This is a genomic window from Ensifer sp. VA4, from assembly GCF_055710065.1.
The window spans coordinates 245,182-261,844 of the sequence record NZ_JBVQPO010000010.1 but is presented as its reverse complement, the minus strand read 5'-3'; the positions used below and the strand labels follow the sequence as shown (position 1 = coordinate 261,844).

The following is a 16,663-nucleotide window of genomic DNA, read 5'->3' as shown; positions in this document are numbered from 1 at the left end:
GGCAGCATCAGCGTCGTCGCAGGTTTCCCGAGAACATCATCAGTGCGGTATCTTCCAACACGAAAAAAGTCGTGAGATCGCCGATATCAGAAAAATGCCCTCTGTCAAAGCCTAAAACGCACTGTTCCCAATTCGCTATCTATCGGACGCCGCTGGAAGCGCTATCTATGATGGCAAGGATCACGAAGGAGATTTCAAGATGGGCAGGTTGGTGGACGGCGTTTGGCAGGACGTCTGGTACGATACCGTGGCAACGAACGGCCATTTCAAGCGCAGCGCTTCGCAGTTCCGCAACTGGGTGACGGCAGACGGATCGGCGGGCCCGAGCGGTGACGCCGGCTTCAAGGCGGAGGCCGGTCGCTATCATCTCTATGTTTCGCTCGCCTGTCCCTGGGCGCACCGCACGCTGATCTTCCGCAAGCTGAAGAAGCTCGAGGACCTCATCTCCGTTTCGGTCGTCGATCCGCTGATGCTCGCCCAGGGCTGGGAGTTCAGGGAAGGCGGGATCGGCACGAGCGACCATCTCTTCGGATCGAAGGCGCTGTGGCAGATCTATACCCGCGCCGATGCCCACTACTCCGGCCGCGTGACCGTGCCGGTTCTCTGGGACAAGCAGCAAAACACCATCGTCTCGAATGAATCCTCCGAAATCATCCGGATGTTCAATTCCGCCTTCGATGGACTCACCGGCTCGACCCTCGACTTCTACCCGGAAGAACTGCGCGACGAGATCGATGCGATGAATACGGACGTCTACAACGACGTCAACAACGGCGTCTACAAGGCGGGTTTCGCCACCACGCAGGCCGCCTATGAAGAGAGCGTCACCGCGCTCTTCGCCCGGCTCGACAAGCTGGAAGAACGCCTTGCATCGCACCGCTACCTGATCGGCAACCGCCTCACCGAGGCCGACTGGCGCCTGTTCACGACGCTGGTGCGCTTCGACCCGGTCTATGTCGGCCACTTCAAGTGCAACATTCGCCGGATCGCCGACTATCCGAACCTTCAGGGTTACCTTCGGGAACTCTACCAGGTGCCGGGCGTGGCCGAGACGGTCGACATGCGCCACATCAAGGAGCACTACTACCGCAGCCACACGACCATCAACCCGACCGGCGTCGTGCCGGTGGGGCCGGTGCTCGACCTCGCTTCCCCGCACGGACGCGAGCGGCCGTAGATCGATCGCCTACCAGTAAAGGTCGATAGCAGCGCTGCCGGCGAGTTCCGCAAGCCGGCGGCGTGTCGCCGGCGTCGTCTCTTCCGGCAGCGCGTCGAGCGCGAAGAAGCCGCTCGCGGCAATCTCCAGGTCCGGCGCCTTCGGCGCAGTCTGCCTGACGCCGTTGCAACGATAGAAGACGACATGGTCACGGCGGCTCGTGCGCCTGTTGTAATAGACCTGGACCAGAACCGGCGGCGTCGTTACCTCCAGGTTCCCCTCTTCGCGCAACTCCCGCAGCAGCCCGTCGATCGAAGCTTCGTCGCGATCGAGTCCGCCGCCCGGCAGGTGCCAGCCCGGCAGATAGGAATGGCGAACCAGAAAGACCCGGCCCTCGTCATCGAAACAGGCAGCGCGCACGCCCATGGTCATGCCGCGCGCAAATGCGTAATAGCCATGCGCGAGCCGCATCAGGAGCCGGAGATACCAGCGCCGCATCTCCGGTGGCCGTTCGTCGTTCAGTCGTCTCGTCCTTCTCAGTTTTCGGCCGCACGCGATTCATCGGGCGACCTGATTCCCCTCGACCGGAATATGCGCTAGACGGGGCGATGTTCAAACTTGCCCATATATCCGATGTCCATCTCGGCCCCCTGCCCGAATTGTCGCTGCGGGAACTCGCGTCGAAGCGCATCACCGGTTTCGTCAACTGGCACCGCAACCGCAGCCGGCATCTCTTCACCGGCACGCTCGACACCCTGCTGGCCGATATCGAGAAGAAGGATCCCGACCACCTGGCGATCACCGGGGACCTCGTGAACCTGGCGTCTTCGCTGGAGATCAAGGCCGTGACCGAATGGCTGGAGGATGCAGGCAAGCCGGAGAACATTTCCGTGGTGCCCGGCAACCACGACGCCTATGTGCCGGGTGCTTACGAGAAGACCACCCGTGCCTGGTACCCCTATATGCGGGGCGACGATGCGCCCGCCCATTGGCATGACCGGTACCATTGCTTTCCCTATATGCGGGTGCGAGGGCCCGTCGCACTGATCGGCTGCTCGACCGCCGTCGCGACGCCCCCTTTTGCTGCAAGCGGTTATTTCGGCCAGCGGCAGGCACGCGCGACCGTCAACATGCTCAGGACCGCCGGCGAGGCCGGCCTCTTTCGCATCGTCATGATCCATCACCCGCCGATCCGCGGCGCGACCTCGATGCACAAGCGCATGATCGGCATTCGCCGCTTTGCCGCGACGATTTCGTCGGGTGGCGCGGAACTGGTCATTCACGGCCACACTCACCTCAACACCGTCTATTGGCTCAAAGGGCCAGAGGCTCCCGTCCCGGTCGTCGGCATCGCCTCCGCTTCGCAGGGGCCAGACGGCCACAAGCCGCCGGCGGCCTACAACCTGTTCACCGTCGTGGGCGAACCTGGAAACTGGCACCTCACGCGCGAGCGCTACGCGCTGAACAGCGACGCAACCACGCTGACGCTCGCCGAAACGACGCGTTTCTGAAGGCGTCAGGCGGATCCGCTTCGCAGAATATCATGACCCGGCGAATAAATTCCCGTATTCATGCGTCATACGCCGGTCGCGCACCGTTTACCGGTGGCGTGCCCTGTGTTCTGGCATCTTCGTGGGTGGATCGGCCGACGGTGGTTCACCTCCTTTCGGGGCGTCAAGGACATCCGATCAATTTGAAACGATGCGCTGACTTTCGAGGGCATGCGCGAGGAACGGGAGATGGCATGATGTACCGGAAGAGCCTGCTTGGTGCCATGATTGTGGCCGGCGCAACCAGCTTCATGGCGCAGGCCGTGATGGCCGCCGGCGAAGACACCAGCGAACCGCCCAAGAAGACCAAGACGACCAGCGAATGCACGGATGGCAAGGTGTGGGACGCAAAGAAGAATGCCTGCGTCAACGCCAAGAAAAGCGACCTCAGCGACGATATCCTGTTCCAGGCCGCCCGCGAGCTCGCCTATGCCGGCCAGTATGAGAATTCCATCAAGGTGCTCGGCGCGGTCAAGGACCAGAAGAGCGCCCGCGTGCTCAACTATCTCGGCTATGCCAACCGCAAGGCCGGCCGCATGGAACTCGGCATGCAGTTCTACAAACGTGCGCTCCAGGCCGACGAGAACTACATCCTCGCCCGCTCCTACATGGGCCAGGCGCTGATCGAACAGGGACACGTCGAGGAAGCCCGCGTGCAACTCGTCGAGATCCGCGATCGCGGCGGCGAAAACACCTGGGCATACCGCGCCCTGCTGCAGTCGCTGGGCGGCATTCGCCAATACTGACCAACGGCAGCATGGGGTGGCGCTGGGCGCCACCTCGATTGCCAAGCGACGGACCCGCCTTGCGTTCAGCCGAGGGCACGAGAGGCGCCCCGCATTGGTTTCTAGCTCTTCTTTGCGCCTCCGCCGCCACCGCTTGCAATGGGCGCGCTCCCGTTCTTCTTCTCCGACCATTCCGGCGGCAGGCCGAGTGCGCCACCGGCGATGCCGCCGAGACCGGATCCTTTTCCGAAAACGGCGCAATCCGGATCGGACGGCTTGCCGGTCACCGCATAGGCGACGCTGTTCTTGACCTTCTTCATCGAAGGCAGTTCGAAATCGGTTTTCATCGGGTCGCCCGATTTTTCCAGCAGCGCACTGAAATCGCCTGAAAAATCTCCGGCGAGTTCAAAGGCGTCGGCTGCCGTCGATGCGCGCGAGCCATTGGTGAGGATGTTGGCACCGCGCGCCCAGGTCAGCCCGGCGATCTGCTTGCCCCTCGTATCGAAAGCCTCCGCCTCGACCGCGAGGCTTCCGAGACCGATCGGAATGCGCGGAACGGGAACGGGCGCGACCGCCGAGGTGACGGTCGACACGCCCGCGACGACGGCATTTGTCGATTTGACCTTGCTGATCACCGACCGCACGGCCATATCCGCCGGCTTCGATATCGGCACGACGTCGAATTGCGCACTCAATGCTTCGCAGAGCGAGCGGTCAATCGCCGTCGCCACCAGCTTCCTCTGGGGATCTCCAAGCTTGTCGAGATCGGCATCGGCCGCGAAGGTCGTCGGGATCACGTGCACCGTCTTTACGTTCTTGGTCGCGGCGGCATCGACCCGATATTTCGTCTTGGTCACCATCCCGTTGCTGGCGACGAAATCCTTGTAGGACGATAGCGATCCGGTTTCGATGACTTCAGCGCTCTGGCAGGCAGCGAGCCCCGCAAGCAACGGAGCCAGGGCAACCGTGCAGATGACCGCAGCGGCTCCCCGGAGGCAGCCTCCGCCACGACGCCTCCCGGCAAACCTGGCAAAATACATCCTGTTCCGATGCTGTGCGTTCATTGGCGTGTCCCCGACATCGACCTGCAGTTGTGCCATGAGGTCCGGCCAGATTCGGGCCGAACTTTGACGCGATCTCCGGGCGCCGCTGCAGTTTACGGTAACGAGGACCTTGGTTAACGGCCGCCGGCAAGCAAAAGCTTTTTGGGAAAAGAGGCCAAGAAACAGCAGAATTTGCTTTCCGTTCCGGCACTTCCCTTGCAGACTAAGGGGCAAATGTTTCATACAATTCGGCTCGTGCCCCGCACCGCGAATAAACGCACGATCCGGCACGTTTCACTTGGAAGAGCAATGCGTCCAGCGGCAGAAACGAAGGACTTCAGACGCGACTTGGTCAGCCTCCTGCCCAAATTGCGTCGGTTCGCGATGACGCTGACGCGCAATGCCAACGATGCCGACGACCTCGTTCAGGAAGCCTGCGAGCGCGCGATTACGCGCAGCCACCTCTGGAACGGAGAAGGCCGTCTGGAGAGCTGGATCTATGCGATGACGCGCAACCTCTGGGTCGACGAGATTCGCAAGCGCAAGGTCCGCGCCGGCAGCGGCACGGTCGATGCGCTTGGCCAGGACGAGCTCAGCATCGCGCCGTCGGCCGAAAATGCCGTCTACGCCAACCAGTTGCAGAAAATGATCCTGTCGATGCCCGAGGGGCTTGCGAGCGTGTTCCTGCTGGTCAACGTCGAAGGCCACAGCTATCGCGAGACGGCCGACATCCTTGGCATTCCCATCGGCACCGTCATGAGCAGGCTGTCGACCGCGCGTCTCAGGCTTGCCGCCCTGATCTCCGAGAATACCGAAAGGAGGGCCTGACCGTTGCAACAGACAAAGGGTCACGCACTCGAAGTTCGCCTGTCCGCCTATATCGACGGCGAGGTCGGCGAAGCGGAACGAACTGAACTCGAAGCGCTTCTCGCCCGTGACGAGGACGCCAAGGCCTTGTTCGAAAAGCTGAAGGCCGGCAGCAGGTTCGGCGATACGGCTTTTGAGGATTTTCTGCACGATCCGGTGCCGCTGGCCCTGGTACGACAAATCAAGCAGGGTCCCGGTGTCAGCCCCAAGACCGAACGCGTGACGGCGACGGCCGCCAGCGTCCGAAATGTGCGTATCTGGCCGCGCGTGCTTGCTGCGTCGGTGGCGCTGGTACTGCTCGGCGGTTCGGCCGGCTTCATCATCGGCGCGGCGAACAATGTGGGCGAACCGGCCCAAGTGGCCGCCGCGCGCGGCTGGCTGGATGATATCGCCGACTATCACCGCGTTTATTCGCGCCAGAAGGAACATCTCGTCGAGGTTCCCGCCTCCGAGGCCCCCAAGATCGAGACCTGGCTTGCGTCCAGCGTCGGCGTTCCCTTCAAGATTCCGCAGCTCGGCGGCAAGGGCCTGACCTTCGAAGGCGCTCGCCTGCTGGTGGCCAACGGCAAACCCGTGGCACAGCTCGTCTACCGCAGCGCCGAGGGCGAGATTTTCGCGATCTGCTTCCTCAAGAACACCACCGGCCCGCAGTCGGACAATTTCGACGAGAGCATCCGCGACGATCTCGGCATGGTCTCCTGGCAGAGGGGCGGCGCCTCCTTCGTGCTCGTCGGGCCTTCCGCCCATGTGGGAATGCAGGACATCGCCGAGGCGGCCGCTGCGACGATCTGAAGCCGTTTCTGGAAAAAGCGGCGTCCTTTCAAGGCGTAAGTCACAATCGAATTCATGGCACGAAAAGGCCGTACCGGCTTGCCGGTACGGCCTATTGCTTGCTCGCCTGACGCGCCGATCAGCCGCGCTTCATGTCCAGGACCCGGTTTGCCGCCGATACGATCGCTTCGAGCGAGGCGGCGACGATGTTGGTGTTGATGCCGGCACCGAACAGCTTTCCGCCCGGATGCTCCATCTCGACATAGGCGATTGCCGCCGCGTTGGAGCCGTGCTGCAGCGAGTGCTCGGAATAGTCGGCGACCGAGAGGTCGATGCCGAGATAGATCGACAGCGCATTGATGAAGCCGTCGATCGGGCCGGTGCCCTTGCCTTCGATGCGCTTGACCTCGCCATTGTCGGTGATCTCGGCCGCGACCACGCGCAGGCCCTTGTGTTCGCCCACCGGGTAGGTGTGGTGATCGACGAACTTGATGCGCGCGCCCGGCTGCTCGACATAACGCTCGATGAAGCGTTCGTAGATGCGCTTGGAGGGCAGCTCCTTGCCTTCCTCGTCGGTGATGCGCTGAATGTCCTCGCGGAACTCGACCTGGAGGTTGCGTGGCAGGTTGATGCCGTAATCCTCCTGCAGGATGTAGGCGATGCCGCCCTTGCCCGACTGCGAGTTGATGCGGATGATCGCCTCGTAGGACCGGCCGACGTCGCGCGGGTCGATCGGCAGGTAGGGCACTTCCCAGAGCGGCTTGTTGGCGGTCTTGATCGCCTTCATGCCCTTGTTGATCGCGTCCTGATGCGAGCCGGAGAAGGCCGTATAGACCAGTTCGCCGACATAAGGATGACGCTCCGGAATGACCATCTGGTTGGAGTACTCGTAGACTTCCTTGATGCGCTCGATATCGGAGCAGTCGAGCTGCGGGTCGACGCCTTGCGTGAACATGTTCAGCGCCAGCGTGACGACATCGACGTTGCCGGTCCGCTCGCCATTGCCGAACAGCGTGCCTTCGACGCGGTCCGCGCCGGCCATCAGACCCAGCTCGGTGGCTGCGATGCCGGTACCGCGGTCGTTATGCGGGTGCAGCGAGATGATCAGGCTTTCGCGGTTGTCGAGGTTGCGGCACATCCACTCGATCTGGTCGGCATAGATGTTCGGCGTCGCCATCTCGACGGTCGACGGCAGGTTCAGGATCAGCTTGTTGTCGGGTGTCGGCTTGACGATTTCGGTGACCGCGTTGCAGATCTCCAGCGCCACTTCGAGCTCGGTACCGGTGAAGCTCTCCGGCGAATATTCGAAGCGGTAGCCGCCGCCGGCCTTGGCCGCCATGTCGGTGATCATCTTGGCGGCATCGGTGGCGATCTGCTTGACGCCGGCGACGTCCTTGCCGAAGACCACACGGCGCTGCAGTTCGCTGGTCGAATTGTAGAAGTGCACGATCGGCTTGTGGGCGCCTTCCAATGCTTCGAATGTACGGGTGATCAGCTCGGGTCGGCACTGCACCAGCACCTGCAACGACACGTCCTCGGCAACGTTGCCCTCTTCGATGCACCAGCGGGCGAAGTCGAAGTCGGTCTGCGACGCCGAGGGGAAGCCGATCTCGATTTCCTTGAAGCCCATGTCCAGCAGCAGCTGGAACATGCGGGCCTTGCGATCGTGGCCCATCGGGTCGATCAGCGACTGGTTGCCGTCGCGCAGGTCGACCGAGCACCAGATCGGCGCCTTGGTGATCGTCTTCGACGGCCATGTGCGGTCGGCAAGCGCGATCTGCGGATAGGGTTGATACTTCACCGCCGCTTCCGGCATGCCAATCTTAACGGGGTGCGATTTCTGGATCATTGCAGCTTCTCTTCATCACTGAGCGTCCTGGCCGCCTTGCCATAACCGATCGGAGATCGGATTGCGATGGCTGCTGCACAATTCCCTAAATCTGAAAGCGATTTAAGGACAAAATCATGCAGCAGACCTAAAGCGTTACAGCATCGCGTCGAACGCGCCTTTTTCCTAAAACTCTTGATGGATTCGAGGAGCATCTGCCGGCGCGGCTTTTCGGCCGCCGGGCGCTCCTCAGCGAACCCGGCAACCGCGAGTAAGGCCGAGAAGAAGAAGCGATGCGAAGGCGCGCAACGGCGCACGATTGTCATCGTGTCCGGCGGGGATCGAGGCGATCCGATATGCGTCTGCCTTGGTCATGGTCAAAGCCTATACACGGCTTGCCGGACGGGAGCAAGCGTCGCAATGCGCGAAGGCCGCAGCAAAACAAAAAGGGCACCGCGCGATGCCGGTGCCCTCGATATCCATTCGACTGAGGCGAACTCAGATGTCCGCAGCCGACGTGATGATGCGCGACACGAGACCATAGGCCTTGGCTTCTTCAGCCGAGAGCCAGTAGTCGCGGTCGGTGTCCTTGGCGATCTTCTCGACCGGCTGGCCGGTCGCTTCGGAGAAGATCTTGTTCAGGCGCTCGTTCATCTTGATGATTTCGCGGGCCTGGATCTCGATGTCCGAAGCCATGCCGCGGGTGCCGCCGGACGGTTGATGCAGCAGGAAGCGCGTGTTCGGCATGCAGATGCGGCGTTCCTTCGCGGCGCCGACATAGATCAGTGCGCCGGCGGAAGCGACCCACCCGGTGCCGATGGTCCAGACCTTCGGCTTCACGAACTTGATCATGTCGTGGATGCTGTCACCCGACTCGACATGGCCGCCCGGCGAATTGACGAAGATGCGGATGTCTTCGTCGCTGGCCGCGGCAAGCGCCACGAGCTGCGAGCAGACCTTCTGCGCCAGTTCCTGGTTGATCGTGCCGTAGATGAAAATCGAACGCGACTTGAAAAGGTTCGCCTCCGTTTCCTTGCCGAGCGGCAATTCAATCTTCTTGTCGTCCTCGTCGTCGTTGTCGTTCATCCGTATTTCTCCGGCGTCTCATGAATTCACAGTCAAAATCAGATAATGCGACTCGGCCCCGAAAACAATGCAACAAACGGAAGGGGCAACATAGCGGCAGGGCGGACTATGCTTATGGTAAAAACTGCTATCGCCAAATGCCGTATAGACAGGTCCATAAAGACGAATAGGATCAACCGCGTCAAACAATCGCAGGACGGGGCCGTCCTCCCAGGCTCCGCCGATCCACGGGGAACACGCATGAACAGACGCATCCTGATCGCTGCGGCGGCGCTGGCGGCTTCGGCCGCACCCGCCTTCGCCCATCTCAATCCGGCCGAACACGGCTCGCTTGCCGCCGGCTTCTCCCATCCACTCTTCGGTGTCGACCACATCCTGGTCATGGTCGCCGTTGGTCTCTGGGCCGCCCAGATCGGCGGCCGCGCCTTGTGGGTCGTGCCGACCGCCTTCGTCGTCATGATGACGGCGGGCTTTGCGCTGGCCGTGGCCGGCGTCACACTCCCCTTCGTCGAGCCGGCAATTCTCGCTTCCGCGGTGGCGCTCGGCCTGCTCGTCGCCATGGCCGCGCGCCTCGACACGGCTGCATCGGCAGCAATCGTCGGCGTCTTCGCCCTCTTCCATGGCCACGCCCATGGCGGCGAACTCGGCAGCGCCGGCGCGCTTGCCTTCTCGGCCGGCTTCATCGCCGCCACTGCGGCTCTTCACGCGGCGGGCATCGGCCTCGGGGTCGCGCTTCGGCACCTTTCCGGCAACGGCCTGCTGGCCCGCATCCTCGGCGGCCTCACGGCCCTTGCCGGCGCCGCCCTGATCTTCGCCTGATCTGGATCACCCGGAGAAGGGCAAATGGCGGGCCACTGCATGTCTCCTTAAATCGACCTCGATTTAAGGAGACATGCAGCAATCAAAGTCCTACAGCCACCCTTGCGCGTCTGATAAGACGCGCGGCGCTGTAGGCCCGCCATTTTCGATTCAGCCGCGACCACGATAGGTCGGCACGCCCTGGTCGGGCAGCCACAAGCCTTCCGGCGGCTTGCCGGTCTGCCAGAAGACGTCGATCGGGATGCCGCCGCGCGGATACCAATAGGCGCCGATGCGAAGCCAGCGCGGCGAAAGCAGCGAAACCAGCCGGTTGGCGATCTCGATCGTGCAATCCTCGTGAAAAGCGCCGTGGTTGCGGAAGGAATGCAGGAACAGTTTCAGCGACTTCGATTCCACCAACCACTCGTCCGGCACATAGTCGATGACGATATGGGCGAAATCCGGCTGGCCGGTCATCGGGCAGAGCGAGGTGAATTCCGGTGCGGTGAAGCGCACCAGATAATCCTTGCCCTGGTTGCCGCTCGGCACCCGTTCCAGCACCGCCTCTTCCGGGCTTTGCGGTAGATCGACCTTCGCGCCCAGTTGCGAAAGGCCGGATACGTCGGTCTTGCTCATTTGCTTGTTGCTCCGTGAGAACATTTGCGCATCAGCGTGATCGGTTCTGGCTCGCACCGCGCCGACCCGTCTCGTTTGCGGCCCTTAAATCAGAACTGCCTTAAGAAGGAAACCTTCTTGCAGTTCAAGAGAAATATGGCCGTTTGTGTTTTCAGTGGCGCGCCGACGTCGTCTTGACGCGCACGCCGTGCGCCTTTTCACCTTCCGGCTCCACATGGATCGCGATCCTGGCGCCCGGATGCACCGCGCGGATCGCATCCTCGATCCTGTCGCAGATATCATGCGCCTCGCCGACCGGCATAGCCTCCGGCACGACCATGTGGAAATCCACGAAGATCGCAGGGCCAGCCTGCCGGGTCTTGAGGTCATGCACGCCGAGCGATCCCTTGGCATTGGCCGCGATCGCCTGCTTGATCGCCTCTTCCTCTTCACCCGAAACCGCCCGGTCCATCAAGCCGTCGATCGAACGGGAGATGACCTTCCAGCCCTGGAACAGGATGTTGCAGGCAACGACCACCGCCAGCAGCGGGTCGAGGATCGCGTAGCCGGTGGCGATGGCGAGAACAAGGCCGACGAGCACGCCGGCCGAGGTCACCACATCGGAAAGGATATGGTGGCCGTCGGCGCTGAGCGCAGGAGAGCGATGGCGCGCGCCGGCGCGGATCAGCACATAGGCCCAGAAGGCGTTGATGACGCCGGCAACGAAGTTGATCGCAAGCCCGAGCGCCGGCGCCTCGAGCAGCACCGGCGACAGGATCGCCGGCACCGCCTCCCAGACGATGAGCAGTGCCGCGACGACGATCAGCACGCCTTCGATGACGGCCGAAAAATACTCCGCCTTGTGGTGACCGAAGGGATGCCCCGCATCGGCGGGCTTTGCCGCATAGCCGATCATCGCATAGGCGATCACCGCCGCGATCACGTTGACCGTCGACTCCAGCCCATCGGACAGAAGCGCGACCGAACCGGTCAGCCACCAGGCGAGCAACTTCAGGCCGAGCACGGCGAGCGAGAGTGCTATGCCCCAGAAGGCCAGTCGGAGCACGGTACGGTTTTCGGTTCCAGTCGTCATTCTCATTCCTCATGCAGATGCAAACGAGTTGCAAACGCAAGCCCATTCAAACGCAAAACCGCCCGCGCGAATTTCGCGCAGGCGGTTGCTGGAGACCATATGGTGGATTAAACGCCGCTTGTCAAAGATTGGTTCGGCTCGACCCGATTTCGCCGAGCGGCACGGTATCGAAGGGCATCGCATTGGCGTCGCCTTCGTCGCCGCTTACAGCCTCTCCGCCGCGGCCGACGAATAGGAACACGACGACAGCCGTCAGCATGGTCACTCCGGTCAGCAACCAGAGCAAGGTGCTGAAAGCATCGCCATAGGCTTGCAGCAGGGCCGCATGCGACGTCTCAGGCGAGAGCAGCGCCGCCTCCGCCACATTGCCTGTTACCATGCGCTGCGCCATCGAGGCGGTATTTTTGCCGGCCTCTGCGCCCAGGTTGGAGGCCGTGAGGGCCGAAAGCACCGCGGTGACCACCGCCAGCGCCACACCCTCACCGGCAACGCGCGTGGTGCTGAAGATCCCGGTCGCCATGCCGGCACGCTCCTTCGGCACGACGCTGACGGCAAGCCCGTCCATCAGGCCCCAGGGCAGACTGATGCCAAGGCCGATCAACAGCAGAGGCGCGAGCAGCGTGACCGGCTCGGAACCCACCGGAAACCGGCTCAGCCAGAACAGGCCAGCCGCCGAGAGCAGCAATCCTGCCCCGCAGATCGCGGCCGGCGCGAACCAGCGCGTCAAGAGGCCGGCAACGATCGGCAGGATCAAGAGGGGTGCGGACATGGCGATCATCATCCGCCCGCCGGCAACCGCGCTCATGCCCTCGATCCCGATGAAGCGCACTGGCAGCAGGATGAGCAAAACGACGAAGCCATAAGCCGGAGCCGCCGCGAGCAGTTGCACGCCAACGAAGCGCGGGTAACGGAAGAGCGTCAGATCCAGCATCGGCCGCGCTACCCTCTGCTCGATCTGCCAGAACGCCAAGAAGAAGAGCACCGCTGCGGCGAGCATCGCGATCACGAAGGGATGGCTCCAGCCGCTTTCCGGCCCCTGAAGGATCCCGAAGGTGAGGCACGTCAGCGCGGCCGTGAAGCTCGCGGCACCCCTCCAGTCGAGACCGGCAGCGTCCGGATCGCGCGTTTCGCGCAGGAACACCGCGCCGAACGCCAGCGAGACGCCGGCCAGTGCGACGACGAGCACGAAGATCGCCGGCCAGCCGAAGACCTCGACCATGAGGCCGGAGGCGATCGGGCCGAAGGCAAGGCCGACGCCGAAGCTGGCGCCGACGAGGCTGAAGGCCCTGACCCGCTCGCCTTCGTCGAACTGCTGGGCGAGCGAGGCCATGCCGCCGGAAAACGCCGCAGCCGCCCCGATGCCCTGAAGCGCCCGCAGAGCATCGAACCAGACGATATCACCCGCGAAGGCCAGGCTGATCGAAAACAGCAGGAAAGCGGCGAGGCCGCCAAGGAACACGCGCTTGCGGCCGAAGCTGTCGGCCATTGCCCCCGCCGCCATCAGCGAACTGCCGAATGTCAGCATGAAGGCATTGGTGACCCAGTTGAGCGCAATCGGGTCGGCACCCAGGCTACGGCTGATCGCCGGCAGCGCCACGGCCGGTCCGGTGAAGGTGAGCGGCATCGCCGCGGCCGCACAGCAAACGGCCAAAAGCACGAAGCGGCGTTCGTGCGCATCTCGGATTTCTTCTCTCATGCCATCCATCCGTTCAAGCAAGGAAGATACCCATGCAGGCTTCGTGGAAGCCTCCGGCTGAAGGTCGCTATCGCATGAGTATCGTTGACCGACGCAGGATAGTTTCGACATAATCTGATAAAAACCGGGCGACCACGCCGGTCAGACAGGAAGAAAACGCTCGAATGGAGAGACCATGGATCGCTTGAGCGGATTGACCGCCTTCGTGCGCGCCGCCGATCTCGGCAGCTTCGTCGCCGCCGGGCGCGTGCTCGGATTGTCCGCCTCCGCGGTCGGCAAGGCCGTGACCAATCTCGAAAAAGAACTCGGCGTCCGCCTGCTGCAGCGCTCGACGCGCAGCATCAGGCTGACCGAGGAAGGACGCCTCTTTCACGAGCGCTGCCGCCGCATCCTCGATGATCTCGACGACGCCGAGGCCTCGTTGGCTCAGGCCGTGGCCATGCCGCGCGGAAGATTGCGCGTCAGCGTTCCGATCGTCAGCTACCATCTGCTGCTGCCGGTGCTGCCGGAATTCGTGCGGCGCTACCCCGAAGTCGAGCTCGACCTCGATTTCAACGATCGGATCGTCGATCTGATCGACGAGGAAATCGATGTCGCCATCCGCAGTGGCGTCCTGCCGGATTCGCGGCTGATGACCCGGGCGCTGCGACCGTTCCAGCTGCTGCTCTGCGCCGCCCCCGCCTATCTCGATGAGCATGGTACGCCCGAATGCCCGCGCGATCTCGACGGACACCATGCGGTCCGGTTTCGCTTTCCCAACAGCCGGAAGCTGCAGGAATGGCCGATCGAACTGCCATCAGGCGGACCCGAACCGCACATCAAGACGGTGCTCAACTGCAACAACATGGAAGCTCTGCGTGGCGCCGTCCTCAGTGGACTCGGCATTGGCTGCATGCCGGATTTCCTGGCGCGCAGTCCCCTCAGCGAAGGCAGGCTTCGCACCGTGCTCGACGCCTATCTCGATGCCCCCGGCCAGTTCCATATCCTCTGGCCGTCGAACCGCCACCTTTCCCCGAAGGTTCGCGTCTTCGTCGACTTCCTGAGCGAGCGGCTCTTCGCCGATCGCTGCGAGAGCGTGCCGGCGATGGAGGCGGCGCGGTAGGCGCAAGGAAAAGGCGCCGCCTCTATCGCAGAGGCAGCGCCCCCGATGGTTTGCTGGGTATCGTCTCCGCCTTCTTCCACCTGAAAGCGGAAAGCCCCGCGGTCACGCGGCCTTGATCTTGGCGCGCTTGGCAAGGTGCGCCACGACGTTCTCGATCATCCGCATGCCGGCGTCGCCACCGAGCGTCATGATCGATTCCGGATGGAACTGCACCGCGGCCACCGGTTCCTTCGTGTGCTCGATGCCCATGATCGTGCCGTCTTCGCTTTCGGCGGTGATCATGAAATCACGCGGCAGGCTCGACGGATCGGCGAAGATCGAGTGGTAACGGCCGACGGTCACTTCCTTGCCGAGGCCGGAGAAGACGATGCCGGGTTCCAGCACGCGGATGCGCGACGGCTTGCCGTGCATCGGGATCGCGAGCTGGCGCAGGTCCCCGCCATAGGCTTCGGCCAGCGCCTGCAGGCCGAGGCAGACGCCGAAGATCGGCAGGTCGCGCGCCCGCGCCTTCTTGATCGTCGCCTTGCAATCGAAGTCTTTCGGATTGCCCGGTCCAGGCGAAAGCACCACGAGGTCCGGCTTGACGCGATCGAAGATCTCTTCGGCCACCGGCGTGCGCACCGTCGTGACCGTCGCACCCGTCTGGCGGAAATAATTCGCCAACGTGTGAACGAAGCTGTCTTCGTGATCGACGAGCAGGATGTTGACGCCGGCGCCAACCGCCGCAACGTCGCGGCTTGCCTTGGCGCTGTTGGCGGATTTCGCGTCACGAATGGCAGCGATCATGGCGGAGGCCTTCAGTTCGGTTTCGGCTTCTTCTTCTTCCGGGTTTGAATCGTAGAGCAGCGTCGCCCCTGCCCTCACCTCGGCAATGCCGTCCTTGATGCGGATCGTACGCAGCGTCAGGCCCGTGTTCATGTCGCCGTTGAAGCCGACCATGCCGATGGCGCCACCATACCATGCGCGCGGGCTCTTCTCATGGCTTTCGATGAAGCGCATCGCCCAGAGCTTCGGCGCACCGGTGACCGTCACCGCCCAGGCATGGCTCAAGAAGCCGTCGAAGGCGTCCATGTCGTCGCGCAGGCGTCCTTCGATATGATCGACCGTGTGGATCAGGCGCGAATACATCTCGATCTGGCGGCGGCCGATGACCTTGACGGAGCCCGGCACGCAGACACGGCTCTTGTCGTTGCGGTCGACGTCCGAGCACATGGTGAGTTCGGATTCGTCCTTCTTCGAGTTCAAGAGCTTCAGGATCTGTTCGCTGTCGGCGATCGGGTCGTCACCGCGCTTGATCGTGCCGGAGATCGGGCAGGTTTCGATGCGGCGACCGGAAACGCGCACGAACATTTCCGGCGAGGCGCCGACGAGATATTCCTGGTTTCCGAGGTTGATGAAGAAGGAATAGGGCGACGGATTGATCGCCTTCAGCCGGTTGGAGATCTCCGAAGGCTTGCTCTCGCAGCGCTCATAGAATTTCTGGCCGGGCACCACTTCGAAGAGGTCGCCGCGGCGGAAGCTCTCCTTCGCCTTGACGACGAGCTCGGCATATTCGCCGGGACGATGGTCGCCATGCGGCGGGATAGTGTCGACCGTCTGGAACGGTTCCGGCGCAATCTCGTCCGCCTTGCCTTCGGTGGTGCGGCCATCCTTGGCGAAGTCATAGCGGTCGATCCAGGCCTTGGCGGCATAGTGGTCGACGACCAGAATTTCGTCTGGCAGGAACAGCACCATGTCGCGCTGGTCGTCCGGGCGCTTGAGCTTCAGCTCGATCGCATCGAACTGGAAGGCGAGATCGTAGCCGAAGGCACCATAGAGGCCGAGGCTCGCATCCTCGGCCGAATGGAAGAGATTGGTGACGGCGCGAAGCACGCTGAACACCGTCGGTATCTTCGAGCGCTCTTCCTCGGTGAAGACACGATCCGGTTCGTTGATCGTCAGATCCAGGCGACGGCTGGTCGAAGCGCCGAGCGTGACGTCGGAAACGGTCTTCAGATGCTCGGCGATGATCGACAGCAGCACTTCGCCGCGGCCGTTATAGGCCTCGATCCAGAGCGAACGGCCGAAGGAGGAGATGCCGAGCGGCGGATCGACGACGGCCGTGTCCCAGCGGGTGTAGCGGCCGGGATATTCATAGTTGGAGGAAAACACCGCGCCGCGGCGTTCATCGAGCTTGTCCACATAGCTCGCAATCGCCTGGCCATAGGAAGCTTCGCGCCGCCTGCGCGTCACCACGATGCCGCCTTTGGTGGTGTAGCTCTCCGCTCCGTCTTCGAGAATTACCGTTGCCATTCGCCTCGCTCCGTAAAAGCCCGGTCCTTGAGCGGCCCAAA

The 16,663-nt window shown here is 62.8% G+C and carries 16 protein-coding genes; 7 read left to right on the top strand and 9 right to left on the bottom strand.

Translation table 11 applies throughout. From position 1 onward, the window contains the following. Nucleotides 1–199 precede the first annotated feature (199 nt). Nucleotides 200–1,177, top strand: a complete 978-nt coding sequence (locus AC0C6X_RS19325; protein WP_173517415.1) for a glutathione S-transferase family protein — start codon at nt 200–202, stop codon at nt 1,175–1,177. Nucleotides 1,178–1,186: 9 nt separating this feature from the next. On the opposite strand, the gene AC0C6X_RS19320 is transcribed toward AC0C6X_RS19325, so the two are convergent. Then, complete coding sequence (locus tag AC0C6X_RS19320; protein ID WP_472954665.1) at nt 1,187–1,654, bottom strand: NUDIX domain-containing protein; 468 nt, start codon at nt 1,652–1,654, stop codon at nt 1,187–1,189. A gap of 110 nt (nt 1,655–1,764) precedes the next feature. On the opposite strand from AC0C6X_RS19320, the gene AC0C6X_RS19315 reads away from it, so the two are divergent. After that, nucleotides 1,765–2,667 carry a metallophosphoesterase family protein gene (locus AC0C6X_RS19315; RefSeq protein ID WP_472954663.1) on the top strand — a complete coding sequence of 301 codons (903 nt, stop codon included), beginning with the start codon at nt 1,765–1,767 and terminating at the stop codon, nt 2,665–2,667. A gap of 236 nt (nt 2,668–2,903) precedes the next feature. Then, nucleotides 2,904–3,452, top strand: coding sequence for a tetratricopeptide repeat protein (locus AC0C6X_RS19310; protein ID WP_376741661.1), 549 nt, complete (start codon nt 2,904–2,906; stop codon nt 3,450–3,452). A 101-nt stretch (nt 3,453–3,553) separates the two neighbouring features. Here the strand turns inward: AC0C6X_RS19310 and AC0C6X_RS19305 are convergent, their stop codons facing one another. Then, on the bottom strand, nt 3,554–4,495 hold the full coding sequence (locus AC0C6X_RS19305) for a DUF3313 domain-containing protein (RefSeq protein ID WP_173517419.1): 942 nt from the start codon (nt 4,493–4,495) through the stop codon (nt 3,554–3,556). Nucleotides 4,496–4,783: 288 nt separating this feature from the next. Between AC0C6X_RS19305 and AC0C6X_RS19300 the strand changes: the two genes are divergently transcribed. Both AC0C6X_RS19300 and AC0C6X_RS19295 read left to right on the top strand, forming a co-directional pair. After that, entirely contained in the window at nt 4,784–5,302 is a 519-nt protein-coding gene (locus AC0C6X_RS19300) for an RNA polymerase sigma factor (protein WP_472954661.1), read from the top strand. A gap of 3 nt (nt 5,303–5,305) precedes the next feature. Then, complete coding sequence (locus tag AC0C6X_RS19295; protein WP_173517421.1) at nt 5,306–6,133, top strand: anti-sigma factor family protein; 828 nt, start codon at nt 5,306–5,308, stop codon at nt 6,131–6,133. Nucleotides 6,134–6,251: 118 nt separating this feature from the next. Here AC0C6X_RS19295 and leuA read toward each other — a convergent pair whose 3' ends face one another. The 3 genes from leuA to AC0C6X_RS19280 all read right to left on the bottom strand — a co-directional run bounded on the left by leuA (nt 6,252) and on the right by AC0C6X_RS19280 (nt 9,026). Continuing rightward, nucleotides 6,252–7,961, bottom strand: a complete 1,710-nt coding sequence (gene leuA / locus AC0C6X_RS19290; RefSeq protein ID WP_173517422.1) for a 2-isopropylmalate synthase — start codon at nt 7,959–7,961, stop codon at nt 6,252–6,254. Further along, a complete protein-coding gene (locus AC0C6X_RS19285) occupies nt 7,958–8,266 on the bottom strand; it encodes a hypothetical protein (RefSeq protein ID WP_173514884.1) in 309 nt (102 codons plus the stop codon). Before AC0C6X_RS19285 ends, leuA begins: the two co-directional genes overlap by 4 nt. A gap of 172 nt (nt 8,267–8,438) precedes the next feature. Then, nucleotides 8,439–9,026, bottom strand: a complete 588-nt coding sequence (locus AC0C6X_RS19280; protein WP_173517423.1) for an ATP-dependent Clp protease proteolytic subunit — start codon at nt 9,024–9,026, stop codon at nt 8,439–8,441. Nucleotides 9,027–9,266: 240 nt separating this feature from the next. On the opposite strand from AC0C6X_RS19280, the gene AC0C6X_RS19275 reads away from it, so the two are divergent. Further along, nucleotides 9,267–9,845 (top strand): HupE/UreJ family protein, encoded by a 579-nt coding sequence (locus AC0C6X_RS19275; protein WP_472954656.1) that lies wholly within the window; start codon nt 9,267–9,269, stop codon nt 9,843–9,845. A 150-nt stretch (nt 9,846–9,995) separates the two neighbouring features. Here the strand turns inward: AC0C6X_RS19275 and queF are convergent, their stop codons facing one another. The 3 genes from queF to AC0C6X_RS19260 form a co-directional block, all read right to left on the bottom strand. Beyond that, a complete protein-coding gene (queF, locus tag AC0C6X_RS19270) occupies nt 9,996–10,460 on the bottom strand; it encodes a preQ(1) synthase (RefSeq protein ID WP_173517425.1) in 465 nt (154 codons plus the stop codon). 151 nt (nt 10,461–10,611) lie between these two features. Next, on the bottom strand, nt 10,612–11,538 hold the full coding sequence (locus AC0C6X_RS19265; protein ID WP_173517426.1) for a cation diffusion facilitator family transporter: 927 nt from the start codon (nt 11,536–11,538) through the stop codon (nt 10,612–10,614). A gap of 115 nt (nt 11,539–11,653) precedes the next feature. After that, a complete protein-coding gene (locus AC0C6X_RS19260) occupies nt 11,654–13,228 on the bottom strand; it encodes an MFS transporter (protein ID WP_472954653.1) in 1,575 nt (524 codons plus the stop codon). A 175-nt stretch (nt 13,229–13,403) separates the two neighbouring features. Here AC0C6X_RS19260 and AC0C6X_RS19255 point away from each other — a divergent pair, with 175 nt between their 5' ends. Further along, on the top strand, nt 13,404–14,330 hold the full coding sequence (locus AC0C6X_RS19255) for a LysR family transcriptional regulator (RefSeq protein WP_247958536.1): 927 nt from the start codon (nt 13,404–13,406) through the stop codon (nt 14,328–14,330). Between the two features lie 102 nt (nt 14,331–14,432). On the opposite strand, the gene AC0C6X_RS19250 is transcribed toward AC0C6X_RS19255, so the two are convergent. Beyond that, the gene (locus AC0C6X_RS19250) at nt 14,433–16,622 is read right to left on the bottom strand and encodes an anthranilate synthase (protein WP_173517429.1); all 2,190 of its coding nucleotides are present in this window, start codon (nt 16,620–16,622) and stop codon (nt 14,433–14,435) included. Nucleotides 16,623–16,663 lie beyond the last annotated feature (41 nt).